The sequence below is a fragment of the Thioalkalivibrio sp. XN279 genome (assembly GCF_011089885.1).
GTDB lineage: Bacteria > Pseudomonadota > Gammaproteobacteria > Steroidobacterales > XN24 > XN24.
The window spans coordinates 59,960-73,952 of record NZ_JAANBD010000025.1 but is presented as its reverse complement, the minus strand read 5'-3'; the positions used below and the strand labels follow the sequence as shown (position 1 = coordinate 73,952).

11 protein-coding genes and 1 tRNA gene are annotated in these 13,993 nt (G+C 68.6%); 2 read left to right on the top strand and 10 right to left on the bottom strand.

The features are described 5' to 3' along the window. Position 1: 1 nt before the first annotated feature. Positions 2-2,422, bottom strand: a complete 2,421-nt coding sequence (locus G8346_RS05145; RefSeq protein ID WP_166048883.1) for a serine/threonine-protein kinase — start codon at positions 2,420-2,422, stop codon at positions 2-4. After that, on the bottom strand, positions 2,419-2,997 hold the full coding sequence (locus G8346_RS05140; protein WP_166048881.1) for an ECF-type sigma factor: 579 nt from the start codon (positions 2,995-2,997) through the stop codon (positions 2,419-2,421). Before G8346_RS05140 ends, G8346_RS05145 begins: the two co-directional genes overlap by 4 nt. Positions 2,998-3,163: 166 nt before the next feature. On the opposite strand from G8346_RS05140, the gene G8346_RS05135 reads away from it, so the two are divergent. Continuing rightward, entirely contained in the window at positions 3,164-3,757 is a 594-nt protein-coding gene (locus tag G8346_RS05135; protein WP_166048879.1) for a hypothetical protein, read from the top strand. A gap of 3 nt (positions 3,758-3,760) precedes the next feature. Here G8346_RS05135 and lpdA read toward each other — a convergent pair whose 3' ends face one another. Genes lpdA through G8346_RS05120 form a run of 3 tightly spaced genes read right to left on the bottom strand, consistent with a single transcriptional unit; the run spans position 3,761 to position 9,292 of the window. Beyond that, a complete protein-coding gene (lpdA, locus tag G8346_RS05130; RefSeq protein ID WP_166048877.1) occupies positions 3,761-5,188 on the bottom strand; it encodes a dihydrolipoyl dehydrogenase in 1,428 nt (475 codons plus the stop codon). Positions 5,189-5,201: 13 nt separating this feature from the next. Then, entirely contained in the window at positions 5,202-6,443 is a 1,242-nt protein-coding gene (gene odhB, locus G8346_RS05125) for a 2-oxoglutarate dehydrogenase complex dihydrolipoyllysine-residue succinyltransferase (protein ID WP_166048875.1), read from the bottom strand. Beyond that, positions 6,440-9,292 carry a 2-oxoglutarate dehydrogenase E1 component gene (locus G8346_RS05120; RefSeq protein WP_166048873.1) on the bottom strand — a complete coding sequence of 951 codons (2,853 nt, stop codon included), beginning with the start codon at positions 9,290-9,292 and terminating at the stop codon, positions 6,440-6,442. Before G8346_RS05120 ends, odhB begins: the two co-directional genes overlap by 4 nt. A gap of 114 nt (positions 9,293-9,406) precedes the next feature. Here G8346_RS05120 and G8346_RS05115 point away from each other — a divergent pair, with 114 nt between their 5' ends. Then, positions 9,407-10,081 carry a hypothetical protein gene (locus G8346_RS05115; protein WP_166048871.1) on the top strand — a complete coding sequence of 225 codons (675 nt, stop codon included), beginning with the start codon at positions 9,407-9,409 and terminating at the stop codon, positions 10,079-10,081. On the opposite strand, the gene G8346_RS05110 is transcribed toward G8346_RS05115, so the two are convergent. From G8346_RS05110 to G8346_RS05090, 5 genes are all read right to left on the bottom strand, one after another. Beyond that, positions 10,078-11,484, bottom strand: coding sequence for an MBL fold metallo-hydrolase RNA specificity domain-containing protein (locus G8346_RS05110; protein WP_166048870.1), 1,407 nt, complete (start codon positions 11,482-11,484; stop codon positions 10,078-10,080). The two genes, G8346_RS05115 and G8346_RS05110, sit on opposite strands and share 4 nt — an antisense overlap. An 8-nt stretch (positions 11,485-11,492) precedes the next feature. Continuing rightward, positions 11,493-12,146: a hypothetical protein gene (locus G8346_RS05105; RefSeq protein ID WP_166048869.1), complete on the bottom strand. Its 654-nt coding sequence runs from the start codon at positions 12,144-12,146 to the stop codon at positions 11,493-11,495. Between the two features lie 40 nt (positions 12,147-12,186). Beyond that, a complete protein-coding gene (locus tag G8346_RS05100) occupies positions 12,187-12,801 on the bottom strand; it encodes a c-type cytochrome (RefSeq protein ID WP_166048868.1) in 615 nt (204 codons plus the stop codon). 49 nt (positions 12,802-12,850) lie between these two features. Then, a tRNA-Arg gene (locus G8346_RS05095) sits at positions 12,851-12,926 on the bottom strand. Positions 12,927-12,979: 53 nt separating this feature from the next. Continuing rightward, a complete protein-coding gene (locus tag G8346_RS05090; RefSeq protein WP_166048867.1) occupies positions 12,980-13,993 on the bottom strand; it encodes a GlxA family transcriptional regulator in 1,014 nt (337 codons plus the stop codon).

Here is a 13,993-nt window from a genome sequence, read left to right as displayed (position 1 = left end):
TTCAGCCTGCCTCCAGCGCGGCGAGCAGGACCGCGGTCCGCTCCGGCATCCCCTGCTCGGTGTGGATGCGCTCGAGCATCGCGATTGTCGGCCTGGCGTTCGGGCCCAGGCCCCCGTTGGCCCGTCGCTCCTCGCGCAGCGCGTCCAGCAGCAGCGCCTCGGCATCCGCGTGCCGGCCCTGCGCCAGCAGCGTCTCGGCCAGCGCGCGTGCTGCCAGGCCGATATCCGGGTGACCCGGTTCCAGCATGCCCCTGAAGCCTGCCAGCACCCGGCGCTCGAGGGCCTCGGCCTCCGGCAGCCGCCCCTGCGCGCGGCGCAGCAGGGCCTCGTTGCTCAGCAGGCGGAACTCCGCCTTGTGGCCGGGCCCGAAGGCCGTCAGGACCTTGCCGCGCAAGGAATCGATCAGGGCCTCGGCCTCTTCGAAATTGCCTAGCGCGACCAGGACCGCGGCAAGCATCTGCTCGGCGGCGGCGGTGTCGATGTGATCGGCGCCCAGCGCCTCCCGGCGTCCCGCGATGACTTCCCGCAGCGCCTGTTCGGCCTCGGCCAGACGGCCTTGCGAGCGCAGCGCTGCCGCCAGCAAGGCCCCCGCTGCGAGTTCCTGTTCCACGGCGGCGGAGCCCGCCTCTCGCGCGCGCGCCAGCACCTCGGTGGCCAGCGCCTCGGCACGCGCACCTTCCCCGAGGCGGAACCAGATGCGCGCCAGCATCAGCTCCGCGTCCAGCGTGGCGGCGGCCGCCACCCCGTAGCGCTCCCGGTAAGCGTCGACCACGCGTTGCTGGAATGCCACGCCACGCTCGACGGGGCCGTAGCCCCAGTAGGCGAACGCAATACGCCGGGCCGTCTTGAGGGTGTCGGGATGCTCCCGACCGAGCAACCGCGATTGCGCCTCGTGGGCTCGCAGTAGCCAGGCGAAGCCACGCTCGGGCACCGACAGCTTGCTATAGACCTCGCCGACGGTCGAGGCGAGGTAAGCGGCCACCACGGGGTCGCGAATTTCCCCGGACTCCAGCCGGCGCGCGCCCGCCTCGACCAGCTCCAGGATGTTCACCGTGGCGCGGCCGCCGAGCGCGGGGTCGGCAGCGCTGAAAAGCCCGGTGAGGAACTCCACTGTCTGGCCGGCAGTCTCGGCTTCCTGGCGCGCGACCTGCTCGGCCTCGAGTGCGCGCAGCCAGCTTGCCAGGGCGGCCCCTGCCCCCACGATCACCGACAGCGCCAGGGCGACGCTGAGGCTCACCGCCAGTCGGTGCCGCCTGGCGAAGCGCGAAAGCAGGTAGCCCAGGGTCGGCGGCCGCGCCTGCACCGGCCGGGCGGTGAGGAAGCGCTCGAGGTCCGCGGCGAGCGCGCGCGGCGAGTCGTAACGGCGTTCCGGGTCCGGGTCGATCGCCTTGAGAATGATCCAGTCGAGATCGCCCCGGACGAGGCGCAGGAGGTCCTCCCCGGACGTAGCACGGGCATGGGCGACCGCGACCAGCGTGCCGGAGCGTGCCAGCAGCCTGCTGGGCTGGGTCGGGCCGAACACCGGCGCGGTGCGGCCAGTGGGACCGGCCGTGTCGCCCTGCGCCCGGGCATGTGGAAGGCAGCCGGTCAGCAGCTCGCAGAGCATGACCCCGAGGGAATAGACGTCGCTGCGGGTATCGACCACCTCGTCGCCTTGCCCCAGCTGCTCCGGGCTCATGTATTCCGGCGTGCCCACGGGCCGCCCGATTTCCGTCAGCCGCTCGCCCGGCTCCGGCGCGCCCGACAGCGCCTTGGCAATGCCGAAATCAATGATCTTGGGCTGCGGGCCGGACTCCTGGGTCGTGACCAGGATGTTCGAGGGCTTGAGGTCGCGGTGCACGATGGTCTTGTTGTGGGCGTGCTGGACGCCCTCGCAGACCCGCAGGAACAGCGCCAGGCGCGCCCGCGTGTCCAGCCGGTGCTCGTCGCAATACCGGTCCAGCGGCAGCCCGTCGACGTACTCCATGACGAAATACGGGCGACCGAGCGCGGTCTCCCCGGCATCCAGCACGGCTGCGACCGCGGGGTGCGACAGGGTCGCGAGCGCCTGGCGCTCGGCCTCGAAGCGCGCGATGACCCGGCGCGTGTCCATGCCGGCCTTGACCATCTTGACCGCGACGCGGCGGCGGATCGGCCTGGTTTGCTCGGCCAGCCAGACCTGGCCCATGCCGCCCTCGCCGAGCAGCGACTCGAGGCGATACACCCCGATCATGCGCCCGTCCTGGCCCGCCAGCGCGGCGGTGAGCGCGGATTCCACCGCGGCCAGCCGGCTCGGCTCCGCGTCGAGCAGGCGGCGAACTTCGGCTACGACCCGCGGCCGTGCCGCCGCCTCCGCCGCGAGCAGGCGCTCGCGAGCCTCCGGCGACAACTCCTCGACGCGATCGAACAAGGCGCGGATTTCGGCAAAGGTCTCGGGACTCACCGCGATCCCTCCGCGAGCGTCTCGGCCAGCCAGGCCCGCGCGAAACGCACGTCGCGCTCGATGGTGCGGGTGGACACCCCTAGCAGCGTCGCGACTTCTTCGAGCCCGCGGCCCCAGACGAAATGCAGGCGGGCCACCTCGGCCGAGCGGGGATCGAGCTGTTCCAGCAGGTCCAGCGCCGCGGCGAACTCCTCGATGCCGGTGTCGTCCGCGGCGACCAGGTCCGCGGCGACGCCGGTCAGCGTGACCCGGAGCTGGTCGCCGCCGCGCTTCTGCCGGCCCTTGCCGCGCTCGTAATCCGCCAGCACCCGCAGCATCTGGCGGCTGGCGATGGCGATGAAGTGGCTGCGGTTCTGGTAGCCGGAACGCTGGCGCAGCAGGCTCAGGTAAGTCTCGTTGACCAGGGCTGCGGGTTCCAGCGTGGCCCCGGGCAGGCCGGCGCCGTAGCGGTCCCGCAACAGGCGGTCGGCAGCGCCGTGAAGGTCCCGGTACATCAGGGTGACGGCCTCGTCGAGAGCGCCGGGCCGGCCGTTTTCGGCCTGCTCCAAAAGCCGCGTGATGCGTTCGCCGCTCACCGGCACGCACCCCTTGCGGCGCCGGCTGGCCCGGCGCGGCCCCTGGACCCGGTCATCTCCCAAGCCCCCCTTTGGCCCGGTGTCGGGATTTCGGTCGGAATGTCGCGTTTACAGGTAGGCGATTCTACCCGCCGCTAACCGACACTCAACACAAGAGGACAGTGAAATGAAAAAAACCACCTGGCTCGCCGCCCTGTGCGGCCTGCTGCTCAGTCTCGGCGCCATGCCCGTTCAGGCAGGCAACAACGCCAATGACCCCGTCGGCACCTGGCTGGTGGAGGTCAGTTTCCCCGCGCTTCCGCCAGGCGCGCCGCCCGAGACCCCGGAGCCCCCGCCGCCGTTCATGGAATTCCTCACTTTCCATCACAACGGCACGCTGGCGGAGACCAACGGATCGTTGCACGCCAACCCGGTTCCGCTGGCACCTCTCAACCTGACGGCCAGCGACGGCTTCGGCAGCTGGGAGCGCATCGGCGGTGGGAAGATCCGCTTCAGCTTCCTGAAGATGGTCTTTTGCGGGCCAGGCTTCGAACATTCAACGGACGAAGCGCTCGCCGGCCTTGGTTGCCTGTTCCCCGGCCAGCATCTCGGGTACCTTAGCGTGCGCGCCGAAGCGACGCTACGCGGGGACACATACTCCGGCGGCCAGTCGTCAATCGAGCTGCTCCTGAGCACGGATCTGAGTTCGCCGGCGATCCCGAGGGTATCCTTCGGCTCCGCCAATTCCGCGGGCAAGCGCATCCCGGTGCAGGCGCCCTGAGGCCTACTTGTTGATGCCGTGCAGGGCCTTGCCGTCGGCCGCCAGGGCGGCCTCGTGGATCGCCTCGGCCAGGGTCGGGTGCGCATGAATGGTGCGCTGGAGGTCCTCGATGCTGGCCTGGAACTCCATGGCCACGACGAGCTCGCTGATGAGCTCGCCGGCCATGGGGCCGATCACGTGGGCGCCGATGAGGGAGTCGTCGCGCTTGTTGGCGATGAGCTTCACCATGCCGGCGGCCTGCTCCATGGCCTTGGCGCGGCCGTTGGGGGCGAAGGGGAAGGTGCCGACCTTGTAGTCGATGCCGGCTTCCTTGGCCTGGGCCTCGGTCTTGCCGACCCAGGCGATCTCGGGCGCGGTGTAGATCACCGAGGGGATGACCTCGTAGTTCACCTCGGCGATCTTGCCGGCGATGAGATCCGCCACCATCACGCCTTCCTCGGTGGCCTTGTGCGCGAGCATCGGCCCGCGCACAAGGTCGCCGACGGCCCAGGTGTTCTGCACGCCAGTGCGGCACTCCTCGTCCACCTTGACGAAGCCGCGCTCGTCGGTCTCCACGCCGGTGCCCTCGGCGAGCAGCCCGGCTGAGCAGGGCTTGCGCCCCACGCAGACGATGACCTTGTCCACCTTGAGATCGTGGGTGCCGTCCTTGTCCTCGTAGCTCAGGGTGACGCCGCTCTTGCCGGTCTTCGCGCCCTGCACCTTGGCACCCAGGCGGATATCGAGGCCCTGCTTCTTGAACTGGCGCTGCGCGTCGCGCGCGATCTGCGCGTCGGCCATCGGCAGGAACGTGTCCATGGCCTCGAGGATCACCACCTCGGAGCCGAGCCGCTTCCACACGCTGCCGAGCTCCAGGCCGATGACGCCGGCGCCGATCACGCCGAGCTTCCCAGGCACGGTGTCGAACTCGAGCGCGCCCCAGGAGTCGACGACCTGCTTGCCGTCGAAGGGCACGCTCTTCAGCTCGATGGGCTGCGAGCCGGCGGCGAGGATCACGTGTTTCGCCTGCAGGGTCTGCTGCTTGCCGTCAGGGTCCGTGAACTCGACCTTGCCGTCGCCGAGGAACCGGCCGCGGCCCTGCATTCCCGAAACCTTGTTGGCCTTGAACAGCTGGCCGATGCCACCGGTGAGCTGCGTGACGATGCCGGCCTTGCGCTTCTGCATGGCGGCCAGGTCCAGCTCGACCCCGCCGGTCTTGATGCCGTGGACGCCGAACTCCTCGTGCGCGCGGTGAAACAACTCGGAGGACTCCAGCAGCGCCTTGGAGGGGATGCAGCCGGCGTTGAGGCAGGTGCCGCCGAAGCTGCGGCTGCCGTCGTAGTTCTGCCAGTCGTCGATACAGGCGACCTTGAGGCCGTGCTGCGCGGCACGGATGGCCGCGGGATAACCGGCGGGGCCGCCGCCGATGACGATGACGTCGTAGCTGTCGCTCATTCTTTTACCTTTATCAAAGCTGGATCAGCAGCCGCGCCGGATCCTCGAGGCTTTCCTTGATGCTGACCAGGGTCTGCACCGCCTCGCGTCCGTCGATGATGCGGTGATCGTAAGTCAGCGCGATGTACATCATCGGCCGGATCTTGATCTCGCCGTTCACCACCATGGGCCGGTCCTGGATCTTGTGCATGCCGAGGATGGCGCTCTGCGGCGGGTTGATGATGGGCGTCGACATCAGCGAGCCGAACACGCCGCCGTTGGTGATGGTGAAAGTGCCGCCGGTGAGCTCGTCGACACCGATCTTGCCCTCGCGCGCGCGCCCGGCGAAGTCACCGATGGCACGCTCGATGTCGGCGAAGCCCATCAGGTCGGCGTCGCGCAGCACCGGTACCAGCAGGCCGCGGTCGGTCGAGACCGCAACCCCGATGTCGTAGTAATCGTGGTAGATGATGTCGCCGCCTTCGACCGAGGCATTCACCACCGGGAACTTGCGCAGCGCCTCGATGGCGGCCTTGACGAAGAAGCTCATGAAGCCGAGCTTCACGCCGTGCTTTTTCTCGAAACTGTCGCGGTAGCGCTTGCGGATCTCCATCACCGCGCCGAGGTCCACCTCGTTGAAGGAGGTGAGCATGGCGGCGGTGGCCTGGGCGTCGACGAGGCGCTCGGCGATGCGGCTGCGCATGCGCGTCATCGGCACGCGCCGCTCTTCGCGCGCGCCACTTGGCGCCGCAGGGGCCGCAGGCGCCGGGGACGGCTTCGCGGCCGGTGCAGGCTTGCCGCCTTTGTCGCGCTGCTCGAGGAAGCTCATCACGTCGGCCTTGGAGATGCGGCCGTCGCGGCCGCTGCCCGGGATGGCCGCCGGATCCAGCCCGTGCTCTTCCACCAGCCGTCGCACCGAGGGGCTCAGCCTGCCTGAGGCCTTGCCGGGCTCCGCGGCACTCTCGTCTGCGTCCTCTTCCGGCTCGTCGTCGGCAGCGGCGGGCGCCTCGGCCGTGTCGGCCTTGGCCGCCGCCTGCCCGCCTTCTTCCAGGATCGCCAGGATCTCGCCCGCGGTCACGGTGGTGCCGTCGGAGATGCGGATTTCCTTGAGCACGCCGTCGGCAGGCGCCGGCACCTCGAGGACCACCTTGTCGGTTTCCAGGTCGGCCAGGTTCTCATCGCGGCTGACCGCGTCGCCGGGCGACTTGTGCCAGGCGACGAGCGTCGCGTCGGCCACCGACTCCGGCAGCTGGGGCACCTTGACTTCGATACTCATGCTTTCTTCCTGGTCGCTTTATTGCTGGTAGCTTTCTGGCGCGCCGTACGGCTGCCGCTGAGGGCCGTCTCGACGAGCGCCTGTTGTTGTTGCTGGTGCAAGCCGTAGTAACCCGCCGCCGGGGCCGCTGCGCCCTTGCGCCCGGCATAGAACAGCTGGTGCTTTGCATGCAGCGGCTCCTGCAGGCGGTGCCGGATCTGGTACCAGGCGCCCTGGTTCTGCGGCTCTTCCTGGCACCACACGACGTCCTCGAGCGCAGGGAATTCCTCGATGAGCGCTGCATAGCGGCGGATCGGGAAAGGATAGAGCTGCTCGACGCGCACGATGGCGACGTCGTCGATCCCCTGTTCGCGGCGCGCCTCGAGCAGGTCGTAGTAGACCTTGCCGCTGCACAGCACCAGGCGCGAGACCGCCTCGGGGGCGATGTCGTCGACCTCCGGGATAATGCGCAGGAAGCGGCCCTCGGAGAGCGTATCCAGCGGCGAGACCGAGAGCTTATGGCGCAGCAGGCTCTTCGGCGTCATGACCACCGTGGGCTTGCGGAAAGGCCGGACCATCTGGCGGCGGATGAGATGGAACATCTGCGCCGGGTTGGACGGCACCACGACCGACATGTTGTGCTCGGCGCACAGCTGCAGGAAGCGTTCGAGTCGCGCCGAGGAATGCTCCGGGCCCTGCCCCTCGTAGCCGTGCGGCAAGAACAGCATCAGGCCGCAGTAACGTCCCCACTTCGTTTCGCCCGAGCTGATGAACTGGTCGATGACCACCTGGGCCCCGTTGACGAAGTCGCCGAACTGGGCTTCCCAGATGACCAGCGTGTCCGGGTTGGTGGTGGCGTAGCCGTACTCGAAACCCAGCACGGCCTCCTCGGACAGCAGCGAGTCGATGACCGTGAAGCTCTTCTGGTCATCGGTCACGTGCTTGAGCGGGATCCACGGGTCGCGGCCCGCCTGGTCGTGCAGCACGGCGTGGCGATGGAAAAAGGTGCCACGACCGCTGTCCTGGCCGGTGATGCGCACGTCGTAGCCTTCCGTGACCAGGCTGGCATAGGCCATGGTCTCGGCAAAACCCCAGTCCATGGGAATCTCGCCCGCGGCCATGCGCCCGCGATCGGCCATGATGCGTTCCACGCGCGGATGCAGCTTGTGCCCCTCCGGCACATGCGTGATCGCCGTGGCAAAGTCCCTGACCTGCTGCGGCGTGATCCGGGTACGCACCGGCTGGCTGAAATTGACCTCGTCGAAGCGCGTCCAGTCGACCGTGAACTTGTTACCGACGAAGCCCACCGAGGCCGACACCACCCGCCCCTCGTCCAGGCCCTGGCGGTACGCGTCCACCATCTGCTGGGCCTCTTCTTCCTTGATCACCCCGTCTGCGGCGAGGCGGTCGGCGTAGAGCTTGCGGGTGGTCGGATGATTGCGCACCACGCTGTACATGGTCGGCTGCGTGGCCGCCGGCTCGTCAGCCTCGTTGTGGCCGTGGCGGCGATAACACACCAGGTCGATCACCACGTCCTTGCGGTACTTCATGCGGTAATCGAAGGCCAGCCGGCCGATCAGCCCCACCGCGTCCGGGTCGTCGCCGTTCACGTGGAAAATCGGCGCCTCGATCATCTTCGCCACGTCACTGCAATACGGCGTGGAGCGGGCGTCCTGCGGGTGGCTGGTGGTGAAGCCGACCTGGTTGTTGCAGATGACGTGCAGCGTCCCGCCGGTGGCAAAGCCGCGGGTCTGCGACATCTGCAGGGTTTCCATCACCACGCCCTGCCCGGCGAAGGCCGCGTCGCCGTGGATCAGGATCGGCAGCACGGTGGCACCGATGGGATCGCCACGCCGGTCCTGGCGGGCCCGCACCGAACCAGTGACGACCGGGTTGACGATTTCGAGGTGCGAAGGATTGAACGACAGCGCGACGTGGATATTGCCGCCCGGCGTGCTGATGTCCGAGGAGAAGCCGAGATGATATTTGACGTCGCCGGAACGGCGCTGCATCGGATCGTAGGCGCCCTCGAACTCGGAGAACAGGTCCTTCGGCGGCTTGCCCAGCACATTGACCAGCACGTTCAACCGGCCGCGATGGGCCATGCCGATGACGACCTCTTCCATGCCGCGCGCGCCCGCCTGCTGGATGACGTCGCCGAGCAGCGGGATCATGCTCTCGCCGCCCTCCAGCGAGAAGCGCTTCTGCCCGACATAACGGGTATGCAGGTAGCGCTCGATACCCTCGGCGCCGGTCAACCGCTCCAGCACGTGGCGACGCTCGGCCGCCTCAAGTCGCCCGCCGGCCGCCGCCGCCTCGAAGCGCCGTTGCAGCCAGAGCCGTTCCTCGGTGTCGGTGATGTGGCCGAGTTCGGCGGCGATGGTGCCGGTGTACACCTGTGCCAGTCGGGCCCGGATGTCACGGAACTTGAGCCGCTCAGCACCGCCGAAGCCGGCCGTGGCAAACACGGTGTCGTTGTCCGCATCGCCCAGGCCATGAAACGCCGGGTCGAGCTCGGGCAACGGCTGCGGCTCCACCAGCCCCAGTGGATCCAGCTTCGCCATGCGGTGCCCGCGCAGCCGGTACGCCTCGATGAGCCGCAGCACGGCGGCCTGCTTGTCCAGCACCTGGTCCGACACGCCGCTGCTCGCCGCCGCGCGGGGCTTAAGCGCGCGGGCGGCAAAGGCCTGCTCGATCGGCCCGCGCGGGATTTCTGTGCCACCGTCGGCGATGCCGTCGAACCAGCGACGCAGCCCGGGATCCACGGAATCGGGATCCTCCAGGTACTGCTCGTAGAGCGCCTCGACATAGGGCGCATTGCCACCGGAAAGAGGAGTTGTAGCGTAGCGTTCCTGAAGGGATTTGCTCATGGCGCGGAGCGTGGCACTCGTGGCGGGTCAGTAGATGTACGCATTCTAAGGCAACTGACCGGCCGTTGGAACGCGAGCAGGTCTCACTTGCCGAGGGCTGGAGCGGCTCTTAGCATGGCCGGCATGGCTTCCACCGCACGACGGGCAAAGATCATGACCCGGCCATGCCGCCTCGCCGGAGCCCTCTGCCTGCTGGCGTTTACGACCCTCGCACCGGCCCAGGACTACCTGCCGCGTGATCATGGCCTGAAATACACCGGTCGCGAGGGCATGCGGCCGGTCAAGGTCGAGATCACCCTGCGCGAACAGCCCGACGGCGTCCTCGAATACGTGGAATGGACCCTGCCGCAGGGCTGGGCGCGCTGGTTCACACGCTCCAGCGTGCGCCGCGCCCGCCTGGACTTTGCCGACGGCCGGCTGTCCGTGCTCGATTTCGATCCTGGCGACGGCCCGGTAGCGCCGCCCGCCGCGCACCCAGGCACCGCGCTGGACGAGTTTTCCGTGCGGTTGCGGGCCCGCGCCGATATCGCGCGCGGCCTGCGCAGCGCCGAGTACGCCGTCTGGCGTGCCGACGGCGCAATGGAAACCTGGCGCCTGGAGGTCGGGGAGCCCGGCACGGTAGAAACACCGGACGGCAGCTACCAGGCGTTGCCGTTTCGCCTTGGCACGGACTCCGAGTGGCTCGACGGGTGGTCGGCGCCATTGCTGGTGTTCCATTTCGTGCAGTTGGAACACTGGCGCGATGACCGCCAGATCGGCACGCTCCGGCTGGAGGACAAGCAGCTCTAGCCGCGGCCCGGCAGCTCCCCGAGCTCCAGCACGTCGCCGAGCTGCGGCACCCGCACCCTGGCCCCTGTGACCTGCTGCAGGCGCTGCGCCAGGGCCGCCCTGGCATCGTCCTCGCCGTGCACCAGCCACACTGGCGGCCGGTGGTGGAAGCCCCGGTACCAGTCCACCAGCCCCTCTTGGTCGGCGTGCGCCGAGAATCCCCCGATGGTGTGGACCTGGGCTTTCACGCGGATGGCCTCGCCCCACAGGGAGACGTAGGCGTTGCCGTCGACCAGCTGGCGCCCGGTGGTGCCACGCGCCTGGTAGCCGACGATCACCACGTGGCAGCGCGGCCGCCAGAGCTGGTTCTTCAGGTGGTGGCGGATGCGACCGCCTTCGCACATGCCGCTGGCGGCGACGATGACGAGGCCTGAACGCACCTTGTTCAAGGCGCGCGACTGCTGCGGCGTGCGAATGAATTCGAGCCGGCCGGCAAGGCCGTCACCCTGCCCGCGCCACAAGGCGACCGCGTCTGCGTCGTGGAGGCCCACGTGACTGGCGTAGACCTCGGTGGCGCGAATCGCCATGGGACTGTCCAGGCACACGCGCCAGTGCTTCAGCCCCCAGGCGTCGAAATGACGCATAAAAAGGTAAAGCAGTTCCTGGGTGCGGCCCACCGCGAAGGCGGGGATGAGGATGTTGCCGCCGTCCGCATGCGCGCGCGCAAAGATCTCACCCATCTCCTGCAGGCTTTCTTCCCGCGAACGATGCCGCCGATCGCCGTAGGTGGACTCGAGCAGTACGGCATCGGCCTCATGCACCAACTCCGGGTCGCGCAGGATCGGGGCGTCGCGCAAGCCCAGGTCGCCGGAGAACACCACCTTGCGCGTGGCGTCATCCTCGCTCACCCACAGCTCCACGATGGCCGAGCCCAGAATGTGGCCCGCATCCCGGAGCCGGAGCCGGATGCCGGGCGCCACTGCCACGATCTCGCCGTAGTCGAGGGACTCGAAATGCTGCAGCGTCTTTTCCGCGTCACGCGTGTCGTACAGCGGCGGCAGCGGCGGCAGCCCCTTGCGCGCGCGCTTGCGGTTCTCTGTCTCGGCGTCTTTTTCCTGCAGGTATGCTGCGTCCCGCAGCATGATGTCGCAGAGGTCCGTGGTGGCTCGTTGCGCGTAGATGCGTCCGCTGAATCCCTGCTGCACCAGCAGGGGCAGGCGCCCGGAGTGGTCGATGTGGGCATGGCTCAGGACGACCGCGTCCAGCGACTCGGCCGGCACCGGGAAGGGTGCGCGATTGAGTTGCTCGGCCTCGCGCCCGCCCTGCACCAGTCCGCATTCCAGCAGCACGCGGCGGCCGGCGCACTCCAGGAGGTAACAACTGCCTGTGACCCCGCCGACCGCCCCGTGGAAGCTCAACCGCATGCGGGACCCTATTCCTCCGCCAACGGGTAGGCCGCCGGGCCGGAATAGAACTCCGCAAGCGCGTCCAGCTCCTGTGCAGACATGCCCTTGATCAATTCTTCCATCGCTGCCAGCCCGAACACGCGCCGGCCCTGGTGCACGTCTTCGAGGGCGGTGCGCAGGTAAACCTTGCGTTGTCCGCGCAACATGCTCGCATCGTCGACGGGGTCCGAGCCCAGGTTGGTATGGCAGATTTCACAGTGCTCGTCGTGCAGCTTGCGACCGACGGCGGCCAGCTCGGGGTCGTACGGGTCCTGGTGCGCGGGGAAGGGTTGCTGGCCGTACCACTCCGCCAGCTCGTCCCGGACATCGTGATTCATGCCGGCAGCGATATCGCACATGGTCATGCCCGGGCACGCGCCGCTTTCGCTGCAGGCGGTGAGCCGGCACGGGCGCATCCCGCGGGCGTAGCTGAACAGCGCATTCTCGATCACGCCGTGCGGCAGTCCGTGAATGGTCGGGACGTCAGGGAACGGGCTCGGACCGGTCTCGCCGTGACACACAGCGCAGAAGCCGACCATGCCTGGCGCCTGTGCCGCGGCGTCCGCCTGAGCAGCAGCCTCCTCCGCGCCGGCGGCGGGCGAAGCGAGGACGAGGGCCAGCAACACGATTCTCTTGATCATGATTTCTCCCTCGGCGGCCAGTCGTGCCGGAGCATAACGGTCACTGCACCGGGCGCGCGTAGAACTCCACCAGGGCCGCGATATCCTCCTCGGACAGCTCGCGGATCATGGCGTCCATCTCCGCCACTGCGATACGACGATCGTGCCGGAAGTCGCGAATAGCGACATGCAGGTACGACTTTGGCTGCCCGCGCAGGATCGTGGCCTGGTTGTCCGGGCTCAGGCCGCCGCCGCTGTGACAGCTCTCGCAGTGGGCCGCATGCAGGGCCTGGCCGCGCGCTGCCAGTGCGGGATTCCAGTCCTGCGGCAGCGGCGCATAAGGTTGCGATGCATACCACGCCGCAAGGGCGGCAATTTCTTCGTCCGACAAGTCGCGGACGATGGCACAGAAATCCAGTTCAGGACACGACTGCCCCGGGCTGCATTCCGGCTTGCGGCAGGGCCGGATCGTCGCCCGGAAATCGTACAGGGCGTTTTCCAGCGCCGTAGCCGGCTGGCCGTGGATGGTGGGCACACCCGCGTAGGGACTCGGCGCTGCCTCGCCGTGACACGCGGCGCAAAGTGCGGCCTTGGGGGGTGGATCGGCCGCCGGGGCCGGCGGGCCATACAGCAGGACAGCGGCAACGATGGCCGCAACGGTTGCGCTCTTGTGCATGCGCGTCCTCCCTTCGTGTGCCAAAAAAATAGCACACGCGGGGGGGAGTTGGCGCCCCGGGCAGGAATCGAACCTGCGACCTACCGCTTAGGAGGCGGTCGCTCTATCCCCTGAGCTACCGGGGCGGGGCGACGTATTGTGCCAGCCCATGCATCGGGCTCACAAACCCCTTCCGGGCTCAGGCCGCAGTGGCGTCCGCGCCCAGGCGTTGGCGCCGGTAAATGCCAGGGGTGACGCCAAGCCGGCGCATGAAGACGCGCCGCAGCGTTTCGGAGCTGCCGAAGCCGCACAGCGCAGCGATTTTGCTCACTGGAGCAGCGGTGGAACCCAGCGCCTGGCAGGCCGCCTCGAAGCGGACGCCTTCGACAAACTGTGCCGGCGTAACGCCCATCTCTTTGCGGAAGCAACGGGCGAAGTGCCGCGGGCTCATCCCGCACCAGGACGCCAGCGTGTCCACCGACAATTTCGCTCCGGGCTGCTCCTGGACCCGCGTGGCCAGGTGGGCGAAGCGGCTCTCCAGCGCCCGGACCTGCACCTCGAGTGGCGGCCCGCGCTGCGCCGACCCGCCCGCTCGACTGATATACATCACCAGCTGCTGTGCCACCTCGAGCGCCAGCTTGCGCCCCCAGTCCTCGCCCACCATCGCCAACGCCATGTCCATGCCCGCAGTCACGCCGGCCGAAGTCCACAGGCGTCCGTCCCGCACAAACACGACGTCGCGGACCAGGCGCAGCGCCGGCTCGAGACGCTCGAGCTCATCGACGGCCGCCCAGTGAGTGGTTGCGCGACGCCCTTCGAGCAATCCGGCACGCGCCAGCAGCAGCGCGCCGGTGCATACCGAGCCGTACCGTCGCGCCCGGGGCGCCTGCACGCGAATCCACTGCACCAGCTCAGCGTCGTCGAGCGCCTCGGCGATCCCGCCGCCGCCGGCCACGAGCAAGGTGTCCACTGCATCCAGGTCCCGCCAGGACCGTGCTGCATGAATCCCAAGACCGGACGAACTGCGCACCAGGCCCGGCGCGGCAGCAAGCAGCTCCACGCGGTAAGGCTCCGGACCACGATATCCCTGCGCCCGCAGCAGGCGGGAAGCGGAACTGAAGACTTCCAGCGGACCCGTCACATCGAGCAGCTGAAAGCCATCGAATCCCACCATGGCGACCTGGCGGGTTGTACCTTCCGATGAATCCTGCAT